Annotated in this window: 16 protein-coding genes; 11 read left to right on the forward strand and 5 right to left on the reverse strand. The window is 71.0% G+C overall.

Features of this window, described 5'->3' with window-relative positions:
- Window positions 1–125: 125 nt before the first annotated feature.
- Both ACTIF1_RS21710 and ACTIF1_RS21715 read right to left on the reverse strand, forming a co-directional pair.
- Complete coding sequence (locus ACTIF1_RS21710; RefSeq protein ID WP_439598540.1) at window positions 126–698, reverse strand: DUF924 family protein; 573 nt, start codon at window positions 696–698, stop codon at window positions 126–128.
- A complete protein-coding gene (locus ACTIF1_RS21715; RefSeq protein ID WP_439598541.1) occupies window positions 695–3,610 on the reverse strand; it encodes an FAD-binding and (Fe-S)-binding domain-containing protein in 2,916 nt (971 codons plus the stop codon). The genes ACTIF1_RS21710 and ACTIF1_RS21715 overlap by 4 nt, the downstream gene beginning before the upstream one ends.
- Before the next feature lie 142 nt (window positions 3,611–3,752).
- Here ACTIF1_RS21715 and ACTIF1_RS21720 point away from each other — a divergent pair, with 142 nt between their 5' ends.
- The 4 genes from ACTIF1_RS21720 to ACTIF1_RS21735 all read left to right on the forward strand — a co-directional run bounded on the left by ACTIF1_RS21720 (window position 3,753) and on the right by ACTIF1_RS21735 (window position 7,572).
- A complete protein-coding gene (locus ACTIF1_RS21720; RefSeq protein WP_439598542.1) occupies window positions 3,753–4,937 on the forward strand; it encodes a pyridoxal-phosphate-dependent aminotransferase family protein in 1,185 nt (394 codons plus the stop codon).
- An 89-nt stretch (window positions 4,938–5,026) separates the two neighbouring features.
- On the forward strand, window positions 5,027–6,106 hold the full coding sequence (locus ACTIF1_RS21725) for an SMP-30/gluconolactonase/LRE family protein (protein ID WP_439598543.1): 1,080 nt from the start codon (window positions 5,027–5,029) through the stop codon (window positions 6,104–6,106).
- A gap of 89 nt (window positions 6,107–6,195) precedes the next feature.
- Window positions 6,196–6,894 (forward strand): glutathione S-transferase N-terminal domain-containing protein, encoded by a 699-nt coding sequence (locus tag ACTIF1_RS21730; protein ID WP_439598544.1) that lies wholly within the window; start codon window positions 6,196–6,198, stop codon window positions 6,892–6,894.
- 33 nt (window positions 6,895–6,927) lie between these two features.
- Complete coding sequence (locus ACTIF1_RS21735) at window positions 6,928–7,572, forward strand: VOC family protein (protein ID WP_439598545.1); 645 nt, start codon at window positions 6,928–6,930, stop codon at window positions 7,570–7,572.
- Between the two features lie 60 nt (window positions 7,573–7,632).
- Here the strand turns inward: ACTIF1_RS21735 and ACTIF1_RS21740 are convergent, their stop codons facing one another.
- The gene (locus ACTIF1_RS21740) at window positions 7,633–8,247 is read right to left on the reverse strand and encodes a class I SAM-dependent methyltransferase (protein WP_439598546.1); all 615 of its coding nucleotides are present in this window, start codon (window positions 8,245–8,247) and stop codon (window positions 7,633–7,635) included.
- A 143-nt stretch (window positions 8,248–8,390) separates the two neighbouring features.
- Here ACTIF1_RS21740 and ACTIF1_RS21745 point away from each other — a divergent pair, with 143 nt between their 5' ends.
- On the forward strand, window positions 8,391–9,791 hold the full coding sequence (locus tag ACTIF1_RS21745) for a PleD family two-component system response regulator (protein WP_439598547.1): 1,401 nt from the start codon (window positions 8,391–8,393) through the stop codon (window positions 9,789–9,791).
- 104 nt (window positions 9,792–9,895) lie between these two features.
- On the opposite strand, the gene rpmG is transcribed toward ACTIF1_RS21745, so the two are convergent.
- Together rpmG and ACTIF1_RS21755 are read right to left on the reverse strand one after the other, a co-directional pair.
- Window positions 9,896–10,069, reverse strand: a complete 174-nt coding sequence (gene rpmG / locus ACTIF1_RS21750) for a 50S ribosomal protein L33 (protein WP_216836822.1) — start codon at window positions 10,067–10,069, stop codon at window positions 9,896–9,898.
- A 99-nt stretch (window positions 10,070–10,168) separates the two neighbouring features.
- Complete coding sequence (locus tag ACTIF1_RS21755) at window positions 10,169–11,140, reverse strand: Bug family tripartite tricarboxylate transporter substrate binding protein (RefSeq protein WP_439598548.1); 972 nt, start codon at window positions 11,138–11,140, stop codon at window positions 10,169–10,171.
- Between the two features lie 187 nt (window positions 11,141–11,327).
- Between ACTIF1_RS21755 and ACTIF1_RS21760 the strand changes: the two genes are divergently transcribed.
- From ACTIF1_RS21760 to ACTIF1_RS21785, 6 genes are read left to right on the forward strand one after another with little or no spacing between them, the layout of a single operon-like run.
- On the forward strand, window positions 11,328–12,596 hold the full coding sequence (locus ACTIF1_RS21760; RefSeq protein ID WP_439598549.1) for a dihydroorotase: 1,269 nt from the start codon (window positions 11,328–11,330) through the stop codon (window positions 12,594–12,596).
- Window positions 12,593–13,183: a glycerol-3-phosphate 1-O-acyltransferase PlsY gene (gene plsY, locus ACTIF1_RS21765; protein WP_439598550.1), complete on the forward strand. Its 591-nt coding sequence runs from the start codon at window positions 12,593–12,595 to the stop codon at window positions 13,181–13,183. Before ACTIF1_RS21760 ends, plsY begins: the two co-directional genes overlap by 4 nt.
- A 1-nt stretch (window position 13,184) precedes the next feature.
- Window positions 13,185–14,294: a DNA-processing protein DprA gene (gene dprA / locus ACTIF1_RS21770; RefSeq protein WP_439598551.1), complete on the forward strand. Its 1,110-nt coding sequence runs from the start codon at window positions 13,185–13,187 to the stop codon at window positions 14,292–14,294.
- A gap of 50 nt (window positions 14,295–14,344) precedes the next feature.
- Window positions 14,345–17,107 (forward strand): type I DNA topoisomerase, encoded by a 2,763-nt coding sequence (gene topA / locus ACTIF1_RS21775; RefSeq protein ID WP_439598552.1) that lies wholly within the window; start codon window positions 14,345–14,347, stop codon window positions 17,105–17,107.
- A gap of 22 nt (window positions 17,108–17,129) precedes the next feature.
- A complete protein-coding gene (rnr, locus tag ACTIF1_RS21780) occupies window positions 17,130–19,385 on the forward strand; it encodes a ribonuclease R (protein ID WP_439598553.1) in 2,256 nt (751 codons plus the stop codon).
- A 56-nt stretch (window positions 19,386–19,441) separates the two neighbouring features.
- Window positions 19,442–20,905, forward strand: a complete 1,464-nt coding sequence (locus ACTIF1_RS21785; RefSeq protein ID WP_439598554.1) for a S41 family peptidase — start codon at window positions 19,442–19,444, stop codon at window positions 20,903–20,905.
- The last annotated feature ends 3 nt before the right edge of the window (window positions 20,906–20,908 follow it).

Raw genomic sequence — 20,908 nt, forward strand, 5'->3', positions numbered from 1 at the left:
GCGGTGGCTCCGGCCCCCTCTCCACTCCTGCTCATGATTCAAGGGTTCCAAGGGGCCACTGCCCCTTGGCAGGGGGTGCAGGGGGACAGCGTCCCCCTGCAGTCACGCGCGCCGCGCCCCTCGCTTCAGAACCCGCCCCCGGCGGCGAGCCAGGCGAGTTCTGCCGGTGTGCTGGGGCGGCCGAGGGGGGTGTTGCGGTGGGGGAAGCGGCCGAAGCGTTGGATGACGGTTCGGTGGCGCCAGGCGTAGTCGATGACGCTGTCGGGGGCGGCCATGGCGGGGAAGTCCCGCAGGCCTTCGAAGAGGGCGACGGCCAGGTCCTGGTCGGCCGGGGCTTCGCTGTGTTCGAAGGGCAGGTAGAAGAAGCTTCGCTGTGTTGGTGTCACGGCCAGGTCGAAGCGGCGGGTGAGGACGGCTTGGCGGGCGATGGCGCGGCCGTGTTCATCGCTGGCGAAGGCCTCTGGGCTGCCGCGATGCAGGTTGCGGGGGAATTGGTCGAGCACCAGTAGCAGGGCGAGGGCGCCGTCGGGCGTTTCGGCCCAGGTGTCGAGGGCGCCGGTGCGGGCGGGGACCAGGAGGTCGCCGAAGGCGGTCCGGATGCTGGCGTCGAAGGTCTCGTCCTTGAGGAACCAGGCCTTGCGGAAGGTGTCGGGGCCTTCGGAGAACCAGAAGGCGAGGATGCTTTGGGGTTGGGTCATGCCAGGGACATGTCGAGAAGCCGGATGGAGTGCAAGGCCGGGCGCTTGGCGAGGTCGCTGATCTGGTGGCGGCAGGAGGTGCCGTCGGCGACGATCAGCGCGCTGGGCGCGGTGCGCCGGATATGCGGCAGCAGCGAGAGCTCGGCCATTGCGATGGAGGTCGGCAGCTTTTCCGCGTCGTAGCCGAAGGCGCCGGCCATGCCGCAGCAGGAGGAGGTGATGGGGGTCACCTTCAGGCCGGGTATGCGGGTGAGGGTGGCGACGGCCGCGGGGAAGTCGCCGACCGCCTTCTGGTGGCAGTGGCCGTGGATATGCGCCTCCGCGCCGATGGATTTCAGCTTCAGCGGCGCCTTGGTCTTGGCCAGCCATTCGGAGACGAGCATGGCGCGGCCTGCCAGCTTCTGGGCGGGCTCGCCGGGCAGAAGCGACAGAAATTCGTCGCGCAGGGTGAGCAGGCAGGAGGGCTCCAGGCCGAGCACGGGGCTGTCCCAGGCCGAGAGCGCGGTGAGGGTGCGCTGCGCCTCGGCGCGGGCCTGCGGGACCATGCCGGCGGCGAGGTAGGTGCGGCCGTCATCGAGGGGGCGGGACCCGCGCGCCGGACGCGCCACGGCAGGATCGGCGCCGGCGGCGCGCAGCACGCGGATGGCGGCCCGCAGATTCTCGGGCTCGAAGTAGCGGTTGAAGAGGTCGGGCAGCAGGATGACCTCGTTGGCGCGGCCGTCCGGCGCGCGCAGCTCGGCATCGTGGAAGGCATCGGCGCGGAAGCGGGGCAGGGTGCGGCCGGCAGCGAGGCCGGTGAGGCGCTCGGACAGCTTCGCCAGGCCGGGGATCAGGTCGCGCGCGTTGAACAGGATGGGCGCGATGGCGGCGTAGGGCGCCCAGTGCGGCATGCTGGCGATCAGCCGGTCGCGGAGCGCGATGCCGTGCCGGCGGCCGCGGGCATGGGCGGCCTCGATCTTCATCTTGGCCATGTCGACGCCGGTCGGGCATTCGCGCTTGCAGGCCTTGCAGCCGACGCAGAGGGACATGGCTTCCGCCACGTCGTCGGAGGCCAGGCCCTCGGGGCCGAGCTGCCCGGTCAGCGCCAGCCGCAGCGTATTCGCGCGGCCCCGCGTCAGATGCTGTTCCTGGCGCGTGGCGCGGTAGGAGGGGCACATGGAGCCGGCGTCGAATTTCCGGCAGGTGCCGTTGTTGTTGCACATCTCGACGGCGCCCAGCAGGCCACCTTGCGGACCTGGCCAGGCGGACCAGTCGAGCGCCGACGTCACCGCCGGGTCGGCCGCATAGTCCGGCCCGTAGCGGAACAGTGTCCGGTCATCCATGCGCGGCGGATGCACCACGCGGTTCGGGTTCAGCAGGCCGTGCGGCAGGTCTGGCGTGCCCGGGTCGAAGGCCTCCTTCACCGCCTCGAAGGCTTTGACGATGCGGGCGCCGAACATCGGCTCGTGGAATTCGGAACGGACGATGCCGTCGCCATGCTCGCCGGAATGCGAGCCCTTGTATTCGCGCACCAGCGCGAAGCACTTTTCGGCAATCGCCCGCATCTTCGTGACGTCTTCGCCGGACTTCATGTTCAGCACGGGCCGGACATGCAGGCAGCCCACCGAGGCATGCGCGTACCAGGTGCCCTTGGTGCCGAACTCGGAAAAAACGTCGTTCAGGCGCTCGGTGTAGTCGGCGAGGTCGGCCAGCGGGACGGCGCAATCCTCGATGAAGGAGACGGGCTTCCCGTCGCCCTTCATGCTCATCATGATGTTCAGCCCGGCCTCGCGCACTTCCGCCACGCGCGCCTGGAATCCGGCATCGGTGATGCGCACCACCTGGCCGGGCAGGCCGAGGTCGCCCATCATTTCCTCCAGGCGGTCGAGGCCCTGCAGCAGGGTCGCATCGTCATGCCCGTGGAATTCGACGATCAGCAGGCTGTCCGGCTCGCCGATGAGGATCTGGTCGATGGTGTCGCGGTAGATCGGGATCGAGCGGCCGAGGTCGATCATGGTGCGATCGACCAGCTCGACCGCTTCCGGGTCCAGCGTCACCAGGTGCTGCGACGCCGCCATCGCCTGGCGGAAGGACGGGAACTGGCAAATCCCCAAAACCTTGCGCGGCTTGATCGGCCATAGCTTCAGGTCGAGCGAGGAGGAGAAGGCCAGCGTGCCCTCGCTGCCCACCAGCAGCCTCGCCAGGCTGCCGCGGCCGGCGGCGCGGCCGGCGGGCGTCAGCGCATCCAGGTTGTAGCCGCCGACGCGGCGCAGCTGGTCGGGGAACCGCGCCGCCACCTCCTCCGCCTCCCGCGCCCCGATGGCGCGCAGCTTTGCGACCAGGTCGGCGACGCTGCCGGGCACGTCGGGGCCCAGGTTCTCGGGGATGTCTCCGAAGCGGAAGCGGCTGCCATCGGCGAGGATCGCGTCGATGGCGCGGACATTGTCAGCCATCAGCCCGTAGCGGATGGATTTGCTGCCGCAGGAATTGTTGCCCGCCATGCCGCCGATGGTGCAGCGCTGCCAGGTGGAGGGATCAACGGGATAGAATTTGCCCGAGCTCTTCAGCGCCTCGTTCAGCGCGCCCAGGGTGATGCCCGGCTCCACCGTCGCGGTGTCGCCCTCCACCTTCAGCACGCGGCGCAGATGCGGCGTGCAGTCCAGCACCAAAGCGCGGTTCACCGTCTGGCCGCATTGGCTGGTGCCGCCGCCACGCGGCAGCACGGGCACGCCTTCCTCCCGGCAGATCGCCATGGCGGCCGCGACATCCGCGGCGCTGCGCGGCACCAGCACGCCGATCGGCATCATCTGGTAGATCGACGCATCTGTGGCATAGCGGCCGCGGTCGGCAGCGGAGAACAGCACCTCCCCCTCCGTCTCCCGCTTCAGGCGCTGCGCGAGGCGGCTGTCCGCGATTCCGATGCTGGCATTCATGCGGCGTCTCCCATCGCCGGCTGTTTAGCGCGGGCCGTGGCGTCTGTCCGATCTATAACGCTTATCAATTCCACAAGGGTTACTCATTGGCGGATGGCATTGCCGGGCGTTAGATGAACCCAACCGAGGGAGCCCCGCCGCCATGGCCTATTTCCAGTCCAAGCCGAATTCCGGCCGCCATTTCCTGCAGATTCCGGGGCCCTCCAACGTGCCGGACCGCATCCTGCGCGCCATGGACCACCCGACCATGGACCATCGCGGCCCGGATTTCGGCAAGCTCGGCGCGCAGGTGCTGGAGAAGGCCAAGGCGATCTTCAAGACGAAGTCGCATGTCATCATCTACCCCGCCTCCGGCACCGGCGCCTGGGAAGCCGCGCTGGTCAACACCCTCTCGCCCGGTGACCGCGTGGTGATGTGCGAGACCGGCTGGTTCGCGCATCTGTGGAACGAGATGGCGGAGCGCCTCGGCATCGTCGCCGACTTCGTCAAGACCGACTGGCGCCGCGGCGCCGACGTCGAGGCGATCGAGCACAAGCTGCGCGACGACAAGTCGCACGCCATCAAGGCCGTCTGCGTCGTGCACAACGAGACCAGCACCGGCGCCACCTCCCGCATCGCGGAAGTCCGCGCCGCGATCGACGCCGCGAAGCACCCGGCGCTGCTGCTGGTGGACACGATCTCCGGCCTCGGCTCGATGGATTATCGCCACGACGAATGGGGCGTCGATGTCACCGTCTCCGGCAGCCAGAAGGGGCTGATGCTGCCGCCGGGCCTGTCCTTCAACGCGATCAGCGCCAAGGCGATCGAGGCGAGCAAGTCCGCCAGGCTGACGCGCAGCTTCTGGGACTGGAAGCCGATGCTGGCCTCCAACGCCACCGGCTACTTCCCCTATACGCCGGCGACCAACATGCTCTACGCCTTCGACACCGCTTGCGACATGCTGCTGGAGGAAGGCCTCGACAACGTCTTCGCGCGGCACGACCGCATGGCGGAGGCGACGCGCCGTGCCGTTCGGCATTGGGGGCTGGAGGTGCAGTGCCAGGACCCGCGCCATTTCTCCAGCGTCCTGACCGCCGTGCGCCTGCCCGAGGGCCACAGCGCCAATGCCCTGCGCGCGACGATCCTTGAAAAATTCAACATGTCGCTCGGCAACGGGCTCGGCCAGTTGAACGACCGCGTCTTCCGCATCGGCCATCTGGGCGACATCAGCCCGCTGCAGCTGGTCGGCGCGCTGGGTGGCGTGGAGATGGGGCTGCGCGCCGCCGGCGTGCCGCACCAGGCGGGCGGCGTGCAGGTGGCGATGGACTACCTCGGCGGGAACGCCTGACCGCCGAAGTCATCACGCCTTCGGGATGATGCGGGGCGCGACCGCATGGCATCCTTCATGGGCCCGGAAGGGCCAATGGAGGAAACAGCATGAAGCCTCTCCCCGACCCGTCGCGCCGCGCTTTGCTCGGCGCGGCGGCCGCGCTGGCCGCGACGCCGGCGCTCGCGCAGCGCAGCTATGGCCCCAATGCCGGCCCGCAGCGCTACCCCGACCCCGATATCATCGCCAGCGACCCGCGCCGCTTCACGGCCAAGCTCGGCAACTCCGCCATCACCCGGCTGCACACCGGCATGGGCTGGGCCGAGGGTCCCGCCTGGCACGCCACGGGCCGCTTCCTGATCTGGTCGGATATCCCGAACGACGAATGCCTGCGGCTGGTGGAGGAGGACCTCACCACCCACCGCCGCTTCCGCAGCCCCTCCGGCTATTCCAACGGCAACACTTTTGACCGCGAGGGCCGCCAGATCGCCTTCCGCCACTTCCATCGCGACGTCGCGCGCTACGAGCGCGACGGCCGCGTCACCGTGCTGGCCGATCGCGGCCCGGACGGCGCCTTCAACGCGCCGAATGACGGTGTGGTGCACCCCGAGGATGGCGCGCTGTGGTTCACCGATCCCGGCTATGGCGGGCTGATGGATTATGAGGGCAACCGCGTGCCCGAATCCGCCCGCTCGCCCCGCCCCTTCATCAAGGAGGCGATCTACCGGATCGACGCGCAATCCGGCCAGGTGGCGAAGGTGGCGGATGATGTCTTCAAGCCGAACGGCCTGTGCTTCTCGCCGGACTACCGCACGCTCTATGTCGCCGACACCGGCCGCAGCCACTACCCCGATGCCGCCAGCCAGATCTGGGCCTATGAGGTGGACGGCCCCCGCCTGCGCAATCCGCGCCGCTTCGCGGAGATGACGCTGGATGGCCGCACCGGCATGGTGGACGGCATCCGCTGCGACGAATCCGGCAATGTCTGGGCCGCCATGGGCTGGGTGGGGGAGGGCTATGACGGGGTGCACATCTTCGCCCCCGACGGCGCCCGCATCGGCCAGATCCGCCTGCCCGAGATCTGCGCCAATCTCTGCTTCGGCGGCACCAGGCGGAACCGGCTGTTCATGTGCGCCAGCCAGTCGCTCTACATGGTGCCGGTGGAGACGCGCGGCGCGCATTTCTGCTGACCTGCCAATGGGTCAGGCTTGGCCGCGGCGCCTTGCAAGGGCGCCGCGGCCGGCCCAACCTGCGGCGCAACGAATGCCGGGAGCGCCGCATGACGATCGAGGTCTTCACCTGGCCCACGCCGAATGGCCACAAGGTGCATATCGCGCTGGAGGAGCTGGGCCTGCCCTATACCGTGGTGCCGGTGAATATCGGCGCCGGCGAGCAGTTCCGGCCGGATTTCCTGGCCATCACGCCGAACCACCGGATCCCGGCCATCGTGGATCCGCACGGGCCGGGCGGGCAGCGACTCGCACTGTTCGAATCGGGCGCCATCCTGGTCTATCTGGCGGAGAAGGCCGGCGCCCTGATCCCCTCGGACCCCGCCGGCCGCTACACCTGCCTGCAATGGCTGATGTTCCAGATGGGCGGCGTCGGGCCGATGTTCGGCCAATACGGCCATTTCCACAGCTATGCGCCGGAAGTCATCCCCTATGCCCGCGACCGCTATGCGAAGGAGGTCGGGCGCCTGCATCGCGTGCTGGACAAGCGGCTCGGGGAAGCGGCCTATCTGGCGGGGGATGACTATTCGATCGCCGACATCGCAACCTTCCCCTGGATCCGCAATCCGGAGCGCCGCGCCATCGACCTGGCCGACTTCCCGAACCTGAAGCGCTGGCACGATGCAATCGCGCAACGGCCGGCGGTGCAGCGCGGCGTGGCCGTGCTGGCGCAGAACCAGCGTGTCGGCGGCATGACGGAGAAGGAACGCGAGGTGCTGTTCGGCAATACGCAGTTCCAGGCCCGCTGAGCGCCCGCGTCGAACGACAGGACAGGACAGACCATGGCCGAAATCGACCACATCGTGGTGGGCGCCCGCACGCTCGAGGAAGGCGCCGATTACATCGAGGCGCAGCTGGGCATCCGCCCCGGCAAGGGCGGCAGCCATCCGGGCGTCGGCACCCACAACATGCTGCTGAGCCTGGGCCCGCAGCAGTATCTGGAGGTGATCGCCCCCGACCCGGCGCAGGACACCCCGCCGCATCCGCGGCCCTTCGACCTCGATGATCCGGCGGTGAAGCTGATGCTGGAGGCCGGGCCGCATCTGCTGGCCTGGGTGGCGCGCACGCCGGTGCTGGATGCCGTCGTCACCCGCCTCGGCGCCAGCCAGGCGGGGGAGGTGCGGGCCATGTCGCGCGGCGAGCTCACCTGGCGCATGGCCTTCCCGCCGCAGCGCCAGGACATGGGCAACCTGATCCCGCCGCTGATCCAGTGGGATGATGGCAAGGGCGCCGCGCCGCGGCTGAAGAAGTCCGGATGCAAGCTGCTGGCGCTGGAGGCCGAGCATCCGGATGCCGAGCAGTTGCGCGAGGCGCTGCGCCAGCGCGGGCTGGAGGAGGCGCTGAAGGTGCGCCGCAGCCCGCACCCGCGCCTGGTTGCGCGCATCACCCGGCCGGATGGCACGGAAGTCGCGCTGCGCAGCGGCTGAACCAGGTGGTCACGCGGCGCGCAGCCCTGCGCGCCGCATGGCGGGACGTTGCGGCGCGCGCTATGACCGGGCAGGCTGGTAATGCCAGACGCTGGCCGGCGGGAAGTTCAGGGGGGTCCAGGCCTCCCGCTTCGCGCTCAGGCCAAGCTGGCGGTAGGGAAGCGGCGAGGTGATGCAGTAGGTGTACAGGAGAAAGCCCTTTCCGGGGGCCACCGCTTCCACCGCATCGACGAATCGCTGCTGGTCCGCCCGCGGCAGCAGGACCAGGGGAATCCCGCAGATCGCCGTGCCCACCTTGCCATGCATCGCCGCCGGCAGCGCCTTCGGAAGCTCGAAGGCATCGCCCTGGATGACGTTCACGCCGGGCAGGGCGGAGCGCAGGTGGTCCGCCATGTCGCGCACGATCTCGACCACCACCAGCTTCTCCGCCGGCACGCCGGCGGCGAGCAGGGCGCGGGAGATCACGCCGGTGCCGGCGCCAAGCTCCACCACCACCTCATCCTCCGCGCGCTTCACCAGTGCCGCGATTCGCCGGCACAGGGTGGCGGAGGAGGGGATGATGGAGCCCATCTGCAGGGGATTCGCCATCCAGCGCTTGAAGAAGAGGCCGGCATTGGCGACATCGCGATGGGCCGCCTTCGGCAGCGCATTGTCGCCGCGTGTGATGTCGGACACTGATTTCTCCTTGACAGATTTGTGACCATGTGCATCAGGCCAGCAGCGCAGCGTGTAGCCGGAATGTCGCCGCGTCACCAGATCGCCGCGGCCCCGCCGCGCGTTCCGGATTCCGAACGGCCTGGACGGGAACCGCCCCGCCGATGACCGCGCGCATTCTCGTCGTCGATGACATCGCCGCGAATCTCCGGCTGCTCGAGATCAAGCTGCTGAACGAGTATTACGAGGTGGCGATCGCCGCCTCGGGGCCCGAGGCGCTGACCACGGTGCAACGCTGGATGCCGGATGTCGTTCTGCTGGACGTCATGATGCCCGGCATGGATGGCTACGAGGTCTGTCGCCGGCTGAAGGCGCAGCCGGGCACCGCGCATATTCCCGTGGTGATGATCACGGCGCTGACCGACCCGGCGGAACGGGTGCGGGGGCTGGAGGCGGGGGCGGACGACTTCCTCTCCAAGCCCGTCGACGATGCCACCCTCTTTGCCCGGCTGCGCGCCCTGCTGCGGATGAAGCAGGTGCTGGATGCCTGGCGCCTGCGGGCGGAGACGGCGCGCGACCTGGGCTTCGAGCCGCCGCCCGGGCCCTCCCCCAGCGTCGCCGGCGCGCGCGCCCTGATCGTGAACGAGGATGCGGCGGAGGCCGATGCCCTGGCCGCGGTGCTCGGCGCCGATGGCATCGAGGTGGCGCATTGCACCGACCCGGCCGAGTCCTGGGATATCCTGCAGGACGGGCTGCATGACGTGGTGCTGCTGAGCCTGTCGCTGGATGGCGGCGATGCGCTGCGGCTGGCATCGCGCCTGCGCGCCCATGGCAGCACGCGGGACGTGCCGGTGCTGCTGGTGGCCGACCCCGGCCAGAAGGGCCTGGTGCTGCGCGGCTTCGACCTCGGCGCCAACGACCATGTGATCCGCCCGGTCGATCCGAACGAGCTGCGCGCCCGCGTGCGCAACCAGATCCGCCGCAAGCGCTACCAGGAACGACTGCGCGCCGACCTCGACCGCAGCCTGGAGATGGCGGTGACGGACCCGCTGACCGGGCTGCGCAACCGCCGCTATGTCCGCCGCCATCTGGAGGGCGTGCTGCGCAATTCCGGCGCCTGCGTGCTGCTGATGGATGTGGACCGCTTCAAGCTGGTGAACGACACCCATGGCCATGCCGCCGGTGACGTGGTGCTGCGCGAGGTGGCGGAACGCGTCCGCGGCCATCTGCGTGCGGCGGATGTGGTGGCCCGCTATGGCGGGGAGGAGTTCCTGGTGGTGATGTCCGGCGCCGCCACGGAGGATGGCATGCTGGTGGCCGAGCGCCTGCGCGCGGCCATCGCCACCGTGCCGATCCTGGCGGAGGGCAGCCAGCTCAGCATCACCGTCAGCATCGGCGTGGCCGCCGGCGGCATCGGCGCGCAGGCGGATGACGTGGTGAGCGCGGCCGATGCGGCGCTCTACCGGGGCAAGAACAGCGGCCGCAACCTGGTGCTGGCCGCCGAGAAGGCCGATTGGCCACCCAGCGCGGACCAGGGCAAGCCCGCCGCGCGCACCACGCGATAAGGCATCACGACACGCAGAAAAGCCGCGCCTGACCAGGGGTCGGGCGCGGCCGTTGTCGACCAGTGGGGCCGATCAGCGGGACGGGGGCGGGGCCCCCGGCCGAATTACTTGATCTTGGACTCGCGGAAGAGCACGTGCTTCCGGGCGACCGGGTCGTACTTCTTCATCTCGAGCTTGCCGGTGGCGTTCCGGGTGTTCTTCTTGGTCACGTAGAAATAGCCCGTCGACGGCTCGGCCGTGCTGATGAGCTTGATCAGGATGGTATTGGCCTTGGCCATCGGACAGGTTCCAGCACAGGAAACGGTTTGCGGGCGGACCTTGCGGCCCACCCGGCACAGGTGGGGGTTCTAGCCCGGCGGGGGCTCAGGTCAAGTGTTTCAATTGGCGGTCGCGCCGCTGGCCCGCACCACCGGCACCCATTCGGCCAGCTCCCGCCGCAGGAAGGCCGCGAATTCGGCGGGGCTGCCCTCCGCGATCGGCGGCAGGTCCTGCTCCACCAGCCGGGCCGAGGTCGCCGGCTCCAGCAGCGCCGCCCGCACCGCGGCGTTCATCCGGCTGACGATCGGCTCCGGCGTGCCGGCGGGGGCGAAGAGGCCGAACCAGGAATAGGCCTTGTAGCCGGGCAGCCCGGCCTCCGCGGCGGTCGGCACATCGGGCATCAGGGGCGACCGCGCCTCGGTCGCCACGGCCAGGCAGCGCAGCTTGCCGGCGGCGTGATGGGGGGCGATCAGGGCCGGGGTGTCGAAGCAGATATTCACCTGGCCGGCCAGCATATCCGCCAGCATCGGCGCGCTGCCGCGATAGGGCACATGGGTTGCCTCCGCCCCGATCGCGTTCAGGAAGGCCACCGCGCCGATATGCGCGGACCCGCCGGCGCCGCCGGTGCCATAGGCATACTTGCCGGGATTGGCCTTCAGCAGGGCGATGAGGCCGGCGAGGTCCGTCACGCCCAGGGCGGGGTGGATGGTGATGCAGATCGGCACCATGACGGTGGGCGCGACGGCGACGAAATCCCGCTCCGGATCATAAGGCAGGCGGTCGCCATAGAGGCCCACGGCCAGCACATGGGTGGAGATGGTGCCCATCAGGAAGACGCTGCCGTCCTTCGCCGCCTTGGCCACCGAATCGGAGCCGATGGTGCCGCCCGCCCCACCCCGGTTCTCGATCACCACCGGCTGGCCGAGGATCTGCTGGATGCGCGGCGCCAGTAGCCGGGTGGAGACATCCGTGCTGCCGCCGGGCGCGAAGGGCACCACGATGCGCACCGGGCGGTTCGGCCAGTCGGCCTGGGCCAGGGCCGGGCTGGCCATCAGGGTGGCGGGAAGGGCGAGCAGGGTGCGGCGATGCATGGCAGGGGGTCCCGGAGCGAGGGTCGCATCCTAGGCGCGGCCGCCCGCGAAGGCATCCGGGTCCCGCCGCAAGGATGGGCGCGGCCTGGCGCTGGCTGCCCAGGACGGCTGCAGCCGTAGCCCGGTCCGCCACCGGATGCGGCAGCGCCCGCTGGCGGGACTCGCGGCGGCGATTATAAGGGTGGCGATGTCCGATCTCCTCCTCCTCCATGCCCGCCTGCTCGACCCCGCCTCGGGACTCGATGCGCCCGGATCGCTTCTGGTGCGGGAGGGGCGGATCCTGGACCATGGCAGCAACCTCGGCGTGCCGGAGGGGGCGACGGTGGTGGATGCGGAGGGCGCCTGCCTGGCCCCCGGCCTGGTGGACCTGCGCGCCGCCCTCGGTGAGCCCGGCGCCGAGCATCGCGAAACCATCGCCTCCGCCGCCCAGGCCGCGGCGGCGGGGGGCATCACCACCCTCTGTGCCCTGCCGGATACCACGCCCGCCATCGACGACCCGGCGCTGGTCGCCTTCCTGGCTCGCCAGGCCAGCGCCAGCCTGACCATCCTGCCCTACGGCGCGGCCACGCGCGGCTGTGCGGGCAAGGATATCTCCGAATTCGGCCTGCTGCGGGAAGCGGGCGCGGTGGCCTTCACCGATGGGCGGCGCGCCATCGGCCCGGCGCGGCTGATGCGCCTGGCGCTGTCCTATGCCCGCGCCTTCGGCAGTTTCGTGGTGCAGCATCCGGAGGAGCCCTCGCTGGCCACGGGCGGCGCGGCGACGGAGGGGGAGCGCGCCACCCGCATGGGCCTGCCCGGCATCCCGGCGGCCGCCGAATCCATGATGGTGGAGCGCGACATCGCGCTGGCCCGGCTCTCCGGCGGCCATGTGCATTTCGCCCATGTCAGCACCGGCGCGGCGCTGGCGGCGATCCGTCGCGCCAAGGCGGAGGGGCTGCAGGTCACCTGCGACACCGCGCCCCCCTATTTCGACCTGAACGAGACGGCGATCGGCGAGTACCGCACCTACGCGAAACTCTCCCCGCCCTTGCGGGAGGAGGCGGACCGGCTGGCGGTGGTCGCGGCACTCGCGGATGGCACCATCGATGCCATCGCCTCCGACCACCAGCCGCATGATGCCGACGACAAGCGCCTGCCCTTCGCCCAGGCGGAGCCGGGCGGGGCGGGGCTGGCCACGCTGCTGGCGGTGACGCTGGCGCAGGTGCATGGCGGCAAGCTCTCGCTGCTCGATGCGCTGGGCCTGATGACGGCGCGGCCGGCGAAGCTTCTGGGGATCGAGGCCGGGCGCCTCGCCAAGGGCGCGCCGGCGGACCTCATGCTGTTCAGCCTGGAGCGTGGCTGGCAGGTGGTCTCGGGAAAACTGCCGGGCAAGGCGCAGAACACGCCCTTCGACGGGCGGGCGCTGGAGGGCCGTGTGCTGGGCACCTGGAAGGCCGGGCGGAGGGTCTTCGGGTGAGCACCGGCCTGATCCTCGCCGCGGCACTCGGCTATCTGCTCGGCTCCGTGCCCTATGGGCTGCTGCTGACCAAGGCGGCGGGGCTGGGCGATGTGCGGGCCATCGGATCGGGCAGCATCGGCGCCACCAATGTGCTGCGCACCGGCAACAAGAAGCTCGCCGCCGCCACGCTGCTGCTGGATGCGGCCAAGGGCGCGGTGGCGCTGCTGCTGGCCCGCATGATCTGGGGCGAGGATGCGGCGCTGGTCGCCGGCTTCTGCGCGCTGCTCGGGCATACCTTCCCGGTCTGGCTCGGTTTCCGGGGCGGCAAGGGCGTGGCGACCGGGGCGGGTGTGCTGCTGGCGGCGCAGCCGGGCCTCGGGCTGCTGCTGCTGGGCGTCTGGCTCGCCATGGCGGTGCTGACGCGCATTTCCTCCCTCAGCGCGCTGACCGTCTGCGCCCTGGCACCCGTGGTCGCGGCGCTTTCCGGTGATTGGCGGCTGGCCGGCTTCTGCCTGGGCGTCGCGCTGCTGATCGCCATCCGCCACCACGCCAATATCCGTCGCCTGCTGGCCGGCACCGAGCCGCGGATCGGCAAGAAGGCCTAGGGTGACGAGCGCGGAGGCCCTGGCGCGGCTGCGCCTGTCCCGCACCGAAGGCATCGGCCCCGCCACCTTTCGTCGTCTTCTCGCCCGCCATGGCACCGCCGCCGCGGCCCTCGACGCGCTGCCTGCCCATGCCGCCCGCAGCGGCCGCGCCTTCGCCCCGCCGCCACTGGCGGAGGTCGAGCGCGAGATGATGGCCGTGGCGCGGCTCGGCGGCAGCTTCCTGTTCCTGGATGACCCCGCCTATCCGCCGCTGCTGGCCCTGCTGGAGGATGCGCCGCCGGTCCTCGCCCTGCTGGGCGATCCGCTCGTGCTGAAGCGGCGGCAGGTGGGCGTGGTGGGCGCGCGCTCCGCCTCCGCCGCCGGGCGGCGGCTGGCGGAGGAACTGTCGGCGGGGCTCTGCATGGGCGGCGTGGTGGTGACCTCCGGCCTCGCGCGCGGCATCGATGCGGCGGCGCATACGGGCGCGCTGGGGGCGCAGGGGCGCACCATCGCGGTGGTCGCCGGCGGGCTGGACCAGCCCTATCCGCCCGAGAATGCAGGGCTGCAGGCGCGCATCGCGGCGGAAGGTGGCGTCGTGGTCAGCGAGGCGCCGCTCGGCACCGCCCCCATGGCGCGCCACTTCCCCCGCCGCAACCGCATCGTCGCCGGGCTGGTGCTGGGCCTGGTGGTGGTGGAGGCGGCACCCCGCTCCGGCAGCCTGATCACCGCCCGCCTGGCGCTGGAGGCGGGGCGGGAGCTTTTCGCCGTGCCCGGCAGCCCGATGGACCCGCGCGCCAGGGGGTCCAACGACCTGATCCGCCAGGGCGCGCATCTGACCGAAACGGCGGAGGATGTGCTGGCCAATCTGCCCGCCCAGCCGCTGGACCTGCCGCTGTTTTCCATGGCGCCCAGCCCGGTTAACCATTCCCCGGCACCGGTTTCAGCCCCGGCGCGCCCCGAATCGCAGGCGCAAATCCTTGAAATGATTGGCACGGTCCCCGTCGCCGTTGACGATCTGGTCCGCCGCTGCCAGCTATCTGCGCCATCCGTCCAGGCGATCCTGCTCGACCTGGAGTTGTCCGGGCTGGTGGAATGCCTGCCCGGCAACCGGGTCGTGCGGTCAGTCACCTGACCGTCCGAGCAATTGGGGCGGGACAAGCGCGCGAAGGCGAACAGACAAACATGCCCGATGTCGTCGTGGTCGAGAGCCCCGCGAAGGCCAAGACCATCAACAAGTATCTCGGCGGCGACTTCACCGTCCTCGCCTCCTTCGGCCATGTCCGCGACCTGCCGGCCAAGGATGGCAGCGTCCGGCCGGACGAGGATTTCGCCATGGACTGGGAGGCGGATGAGCGGGGCGACCGGCAGATCGCCGCCATCGCCAAGTCCCTGAAGGGCGCCCGCCGCCTGTTCCTCGCCACCGACCCGGATCGGGAGGGGGAGGCGATCTCCTGGCATGTGAAGGACATGCTGGCCCGCCGCGGCGTGCTGAAGGGCGTGGAGGTGCATCGCATCACCTTCAACGAGATCACCAAGCGCGCCGTGCAATATGCGGTTGCCCATCCGCGCGACCTGGATGTGCCGCTGATCGACGCCTATCTGGCGCGCCGCGCGCTGGACTATCTGGTGGGCTTCAACCTCTCGCCCGTGCTCTGGCGCAAGCTGCCGGGCAGCCGCTCCGCCGGCCGGGTGCAGTCCGTCGCGCTGCGGCTGATCTGCGAGCGCGAGGCCGAGATCGAGGCTTTTCGCGCGCGGGAGTATTGGACGGTGGAGGCGCGCTTCGCGACGCCCTCCGGCGCGCCCTTTTCCGCTCGGCTGACGCATCACCAGGGGAAGAAACTCGAGCAGTTCGACCTGCCGGACGAGGCGACCGCGATGGCCGCCAAGGCGGCGGTCGAGGCGGGCAAGTTCAGCGTGGCTTCGGTGGAGAAGCGCCGGACCCGGAGAAATCCGCCGCCGCCCTTCACCACCTCGACGCTCCAGATGGAAGCATCGCGAAAGCTGGGCATGGGCGCGCAGGCGGCGATGCGGGTGGCGCAGCAGCTCTATGAAGGCACCGATATCGGCGGCGAGAGCGTCGGCCTCATCACCTATATGCGGACCGACGGCGTGCAGATGTCGCGCGAGGCCATCGCCGCCATCCGCGACCATGTGAAGGGCGAATTCGGCCCCGACTATGTGCCGGGCGCGCCGCGCGAATATTCCTCCAAGGCCAAGAATGCGCAGGAGGCGCATGAGGCGATCCGGCCGACCGATGTCTCCCGCACCCCGGAGCAGGTGGCCCGCTTCCTCGATGACCGGCAGCGCAAGCTCTATGAGCTGATCTGGAAGCGCGCGGTCGCCAGCCAGATGCAATCCGCCGAGATCGACCAGACGGCGGTGGAGCTGGTGGAGCCCTCCGGCCGCACCAAGCTGCGCGCCACCGGCTCCGTCATCGCCTTCGACGGCTTTTTGCGACTCTACCGCGAGGATGAGGACGACCGCGCCGCCGATGCCCGCGCCGGCATCGCCACCGCCGGGCCCGAGCCCGACGACGACAGCCGCACCTTGCCGCCGATGCGGGAAGGGGACGCGGCCAGGTCGGGCCCGGTGACCGCCAGCCAGCATTTCACGCAGCCGCCGCCACGGTTCTCCGAGGCGACATTGGTGAAACGGCTGGAGGAGCTGGGGATCGGCCGGCCCTCCACCTACGCCTCGATCCTGCAGGTGCTGCAGGACCGGGACTATGTGAAACTGGACAAACGGCGCTTCGTGCCGGAGGACCGCGGGCGGCTGGTGACGGCCTTCCTGGTCTCCTTCTTCGAACGCTATGTGGATACCGGCTTCACCGCGGGGCTGGAGGAGAAGCTCGACGATATCTCGGGCGGCCGCGCCGATTGGCGCGCAGTGATGCGCGCCTTCTGGGACGAGTTCTCGAAGGCCATCTCGGCCACCAGCGAGCTGACGATCAGCGATGTGATCGATGCGCTGGACGAGGATCTCGGGCCGCATTTCTTCCCCGCCCGTGCCGATGGCACGGACCCCCGCGGCTGCCCGGCCTGTTCGGGCGGCAGGCTCGGCCTGCGGCTGGGGCGGACGGGCGCCTTCATCGGCTGCTCCAATTATCCCGAATGCCGCTACACCCGGCCGCTGGTGGCGCCGGGGTCGGAGGCCGAGGGCGCGGCCGGCTTCAACGAGGGCCAGCGCGAGCTGGGCGTCGACCCGGCCACCGGGAAGAACATCAGCCTGCGCCGCGGCCCCTATGGCCTCTATGTCCAGCTCGGCGAGGAGACGCTGGATGAGAAGGGCAAGAAGGTGAAGCCGCGCCGGGCCAGCCTGGCCCGCGGCATGGACCCGGACAGCCTGACCCTGGAACGCGCGCTCGCCTTGCTGTCGCTGCCGCGCATCGTCGGCGTGCATCCGGAGACGGCGGAGGAGATCACCGCCGCGATCGGGCGCTTCGGCCCCTATGTGAAGATGGGCCAGCTCTTCAAGTCGCTGGACCCGGACGACGATGTGCTGGTCATCGGCCTGAACCGCGCCATGGCGCTGCTGGCCGATGTGAAGCCGCGCGGCCGGGCGCTGGGGGATCATCCCTCCGGCGGCAATGTCGATGTGCGGCGCGGGCGCTTCGGGCCCTTCGTCATGCATGGCAGCCGCGTCGCCTCCATGCCCAAGTCGATGGATTTCGACACGGTGACGCTGGAGGAGGCGGTGAAGCTGCTGGCGGAGAAGGGCAAGGAACTGCCGCCGCTGAAGGGCAAGAAGGGCGCGAAGAAGGCCCCCGCGCCCAGGAAGGCCGCGGCCAGGCCGGATGGCGAGGCGGCGGCTCCGAAGAAGGCGCCGGTGAAGAAGGCCGCGGCCAAGCCGGCCGCCAAGAAGGCCCCGGCCAAGACGGCTGCCGCGAAGAAGGCGCCCGCCAAGGCGGCGCCCGCGAAGAAGCCCGCCGCGCGAAAGGCGAGCTGAGATGGTCCGGCGCGGTCCTCCCGTGAAGGGCCACGCCGCCCGCAAGCCGAAGGGCGCCGGCGGCGGCAAGGCGCCCCGCCGCCGCACCGGCATTCCGGAAGCCGCGCCTGCCGCCCTGCCCACGCTGGCGCAGCTGCGCGATTTCCTGCGCGCGGCGCCGGGGCGCGTCGGCAAGACGGAGATCGCGCGGCATTTCGGCCTCTCCTCCGACCAGCGCCCGGCGCTGCGCGAGCTGCTGCGCGTGTTGAAGGACAGCGGCCAGGCGACCCCGGTGGGTCGCAAGGGAATCGCCGCGCCGGAACGCCTGCCCGAGATGGCGCCGGTGGAGGTGGTGGGCACCGACCCCGATGGCGACCCGATCGCGCGGCCCCTCAGCTGGGACCGCGACCGCGGGCCGCCGCCCGTCATCTTCATGCAGCGCGAGGCGCGCGGCCAGGCGGCCCTCGCCCCGGGCGAGCGGGTGCTGGCGCGGCTGAAATTCATCGGCGGCAACAAGTATGAGGGCCGCACCTTCAAGCGCATCGCGCGGGAGACGCCGGCCCGCATCCTCGGCGTCTTCGAGGAAGGCCGCATCATCCCGACGGATCGCCGCCAGCGCGCCGATTGGCGGGTGGCGGAGGTGAATGGCGCGAAGCCCGGCGACATCGTCCTGGCCGAGCCGATGCCGACGCATCACAGCCTGGGCCCGCGCCCGGCCCGCATCGTCGAGGTGCTGGGACGGATGGGGGAGGCGCGCTCCGTCTCCCTGATCTGCATCCATGCCCATGGCATCCCGGACGTCTTCCCCGCCGAGGCGGTGGAGCAGGCGGAGGCGGCGAAGGGCGTGACCAAGCGGGGGCGGGAGGATCTGCGCGACATCCCGCTGGTCACCATCGATGGCGAGGATGCGCGCGATTTCGACGATGCCGTCTGGGCGGAGCCGGTGCCGGAGGGCTGGCGCTGCCTGGTCGCCATCGCCGATGTCGCCCATTACGTGACCCCCGACAGCCCGCTGGACCGGGAGGCCTGGGCGCGCGGCAATTCCGTGTACTTCCCCGACCGTGTCGTGCCGATGCTGCCCGAGGCGCTGTCCAACGGCTGGTGCAGCCTGCGCCCGCAGGAGCCCCGCGGCTGCCTCTTCGTCGAGATGCGCTTCGACCGCGCGGGCCGGAAACTCTCGCACCGCTTCGGGCGCGGCATCATGCGCTCCGCCGCCCGGCTCACCTATGAGCAGGTGCAGGCGGCGAAGGAGGAGGGCACGGTGCCGGAAGGCGTGCCCGCCGAGCTGCTCGGCCATCTCTATGGCGCCTTCGAATCGCTGCTGGCCGACCGCGCCCGGCGCGGCACGCTGGAGCTGGATGTGCCGGAACGCCGGGTGCTGCTGGACGCGGCCGGGCAGGTCACCGCGGTGATCCCCCGTGCCCGACTCGATTCGCACCGGCTGATCGAGGAATTCATGGTCGCCGCCAATGTCTGCGCGGCGGAGGAGCTGGAGCGGCTGAGCCAGCCCTGCATGTACCGGATCCACGACCGGCCCTCTGATGCCAAGCTGGAGGGGCTGCGCCAGTTCCTGGAATCCCTCGGCCTGAAGCTGCCGGCGCGGGACCGCATCCACCCCCGCGATTTCGGCGGCATCCTGGCCGCGGTGAAGGACCGGCCGGAGGAGCGGCTGGTGAACGAGGCGGTGCTGCGCGGCCAGTCCCAGGCCGAATACAGTCCGGACAATATCGGCCATTTCGGCCTGGCGCTGGCGCGCTATGCGCACTTCACCAGCCCGATTCGCCGCTATGCCGACCTGCTGGTGCATCGCGCGCTGATCGCCGGCCTCGCGCTGGGGAAGAATGGGCTGGCGCCGGCGGAGGCCGCGCGCTTCCCGGACACGGCGGAGCACATCACCCAGACCGAACGGCGCGCCGCCATGGCGGAACGGGACGCCATCGACCGCTACCTTGCTGCTTTCATGGCAACACGTGTCGGAGAAGTTTTCGAAGCGCGGATTTCCGGGGTGACACGCTTCGGCCTCTTCGTCACCGTGCAGGAGAACGGCGCCAGCGGGATTGTTCCGCTCGCGTCCTTGCCGGACGACAGATGGCAGTTGGACGAGGCCGGGCATGCAATGTCCGGTCGCAATACGAGGCTGACCTTCTCGCTGGGCCAGACGGTCGAGGTGAGGCTGTCGGAGGCCACCCCGCGCACGGGCGGGATGGTCTTCGCGCTGATGCAGGGCGACCCGCGCGGCGCGCCGCGGCGTGGCGGACGATCGGGGCCCTCCTCCGGCAAGGCCGCGCGGCGGCGCTGATCCTGCTGCTGGCCCTGGCCGGTGCGCCGGCCGCCGGCGCGCTGGCGCAGGACCAGATGGCGATCCCCGCCAGCCTGCCCAGCGCGGCGCTGGAATCGGTCCTGGCGCCAAGTCATGCGCTGATCCTGGATCGGCACCTGGAGGCGACGAGCCCGGCCAATTTGGTGCTGTGGTCGCTGCGCGGCCTCAGCGTGCTGGACACCCGCTTCAACGCGGAAATCCGCCAGGACCGGATCCTGCTGCTGGGCGAGGACCGGGTTCTGGCCGGCATGCCGCTGGCGCCGCTCGTCGGGCCCGGGCAGCCGGATGCGCTGGGTGGCGCGGTCGCCGCGGCGCTCGGTCAGTTCTACTCCGCCGCCTGGCGCGCCTCCCCCCAGCTGCGGGAGGCGGGGGCGGAGCGCCTGCTGGCCTCGGGCTTCGAGGAGCTGTTCAACCACCTCGACCCCTATAGCCGCTACGTGCCCGCGGCGGACGCGCGGGAGGCGCGGCAGCGCCGCGTCGGCCAGTCAGGCCTCGGCCTGCGGGTGGCGGCGCAGCGCAATGCGCTGGTGATCGATGCGGTGACGCGGGACGGCCCCGCCGCCCATGCCGGCATCCGCGCCGGGGACCGGCTGGAAGCGGTGGATGGCCGGCGCCTCGGCCCGCGCGACCCGGGCCTGGCCGCGACCCTGCTGGAGGGACCGGAGGGCAGCGAGGTGACGCTGACCCTGCTGCGCGCCGGGCGCCGCCGGGTGGTGACGCTGGTGCGCGAGCTGGTGGTGGCGGAGACGGTGACCGCGGAGCGCGGCAACGACATCCTGTTCGTGCGGCTCTCCGGCTTCTCCGCCGTCACCGACCGGCGCCTGACCCAGGTGCTGCGCGACGGCTTCGCTGAAGGCGTGCCGCGTGGCGTGGTGCTGGACCTGCGCGGCAATCGCGGCGGGCTGCTGAGCCAGGCCGTCGCAGTGGCCGATGCCTTCCTGACGGATGGCGAGGTGATGCGGACGGAGGGCCGGCACCCGGAGGCCAATCGCCGCTACATGGCCGCCGGGCAGGACCTGGCGGAGGGGCGGCCGGTGGTGGTGCTGGTGGATGGCCGCACCGCCTCCTCCGCCGAGATCGTGGCGACCGCCCTTTCGGAGCGCGGCCGGGCCGTGGTGGTGGGCAGTGCCACCATGGGCAAGGGGCTGATCCAGCTGGTGGCGCCGCTGCCGAACGGGGCGGAGCTGCTGGTGACCTGGTCGCGCATCGTGGCGCTGTCCGGCTGGCCGATCCAGGGCCTGGGCGTGCTGCCGGCGCTCTGCACCAGCCTCGGGCCGGAGGTGCTGGCCCAGGGCCTGGCGCAACTGCGCCAGGGCCAGGCGCCGATGGGCCGCATGCTGGCCCGCCAGCGCGCCGCGCGGGCGCCGGTGCTGGCCAGCGAGACGACGGCGCTGCGCAATGCCTGCCCGCCGGCGGAGGGGCGGGAGGATGACCGGGTGGCGGCCCGCGCGCTGATCGAGACGCCGGCGGCCTATGCGACGGCGCTGCGGGTGCCGTAGGGC

The sequence above is a fragment of the Falsiroseomonas sp. genome (assembly GCF_051860665.1).
Classification (GTDB): Bacteria; Pseudomonadota; Alphaproteobacteria; order Acetobacterales; family Acetobacteraceae; genus Falsiroseomonas.

Bases quoted from the DNA above. Each gene is read 5' to 3' on its own strand.
- ACTIF1_RS21710 (WP_439598540.1), bottom strand. From the start codon at position 698: ATGACCCAACCCCAAAGCATCCTCGCCTTCTGGTTCTCCGAAGGCCCC.
- ACTIF1_RS21715 (WP_439598541.1), bottom strand. From the start codon at position 3,610: ATGAATGCCAGCATCGGAATCGCGGACAGCCGCCTCGCGCAGCGCCTG.
- ACTIF1_RS21720 (WP_439598542.1), top strand. From the start codon at position 3,753: ATGGCCTATTTCCAGTCCAAGCCGAATTCCGGCCGCCATTTCCTGCAG.
- ACTIF1_RS21725 (WP_439598543.1), top strand. From the start codon at position 5,027: ATGAAGCCTCTCCCCGACCCGTCGCGCCGCGCTTTGCTCGGCGCGGCG.
- ACTIF1_RS21730 (WP_439598544.1), top strand. From the start codon at position 6,196: ATGACGATCGAGGTCTTCACCTGGCCCACGCCGAATGGCCACAAGGTG.
- ACTIF1_RS21735 (WP_439598545.1), top strand. From the start codon at position 6,928: ATGGCCGAAATCGACCACATCGTGGTGGGCGCCCGCACGCTCGAGGAA.
- ACTIF1_RS21745 (WP_439598547.1), top strand. From the start codon at position 8,391: ATGACCGCGCGCATTCTCGTCGTCGATGACATCGCCGCGAATCTCCGG.
- rpmG (WP_216836822.1), bottom strand. From the start codon at position 10,069: ATGGCCAAGGCCAATACCATCCTGATCAAGCTCATCAGCACGGCCGAG.
- ACTIF1_RS21755 (WP_439598548.1), bottom strand. From the start codon at position 11,140: ATGCATCGCCGCACCCTGCTCGCCCTTCCCGCCACCCTGATGGCCAGC.
- ACTIF1_RS21760 (WP_439598549.1), top strand. From the start codon at position 11,328: ATGTCCGATCTCCTCCTCCTCCATGCCCGCCTGCTCGACCCCGCCTCG.
- topA (WP_439598552.1), top strand. From the start codon at position 14,345: ATGCCCGATGTCGTCGTGGTCGAGAGCCCCGCGAAGGCCAAGACCATC.
- ACTIF1_RS21785 (WP_439598554.1), top strand. From the start codon at position 19,442: ATGGCGATCCCCGCCAGCCTGCCCAGCGCGGCGCTGGAATCGGTCCTG.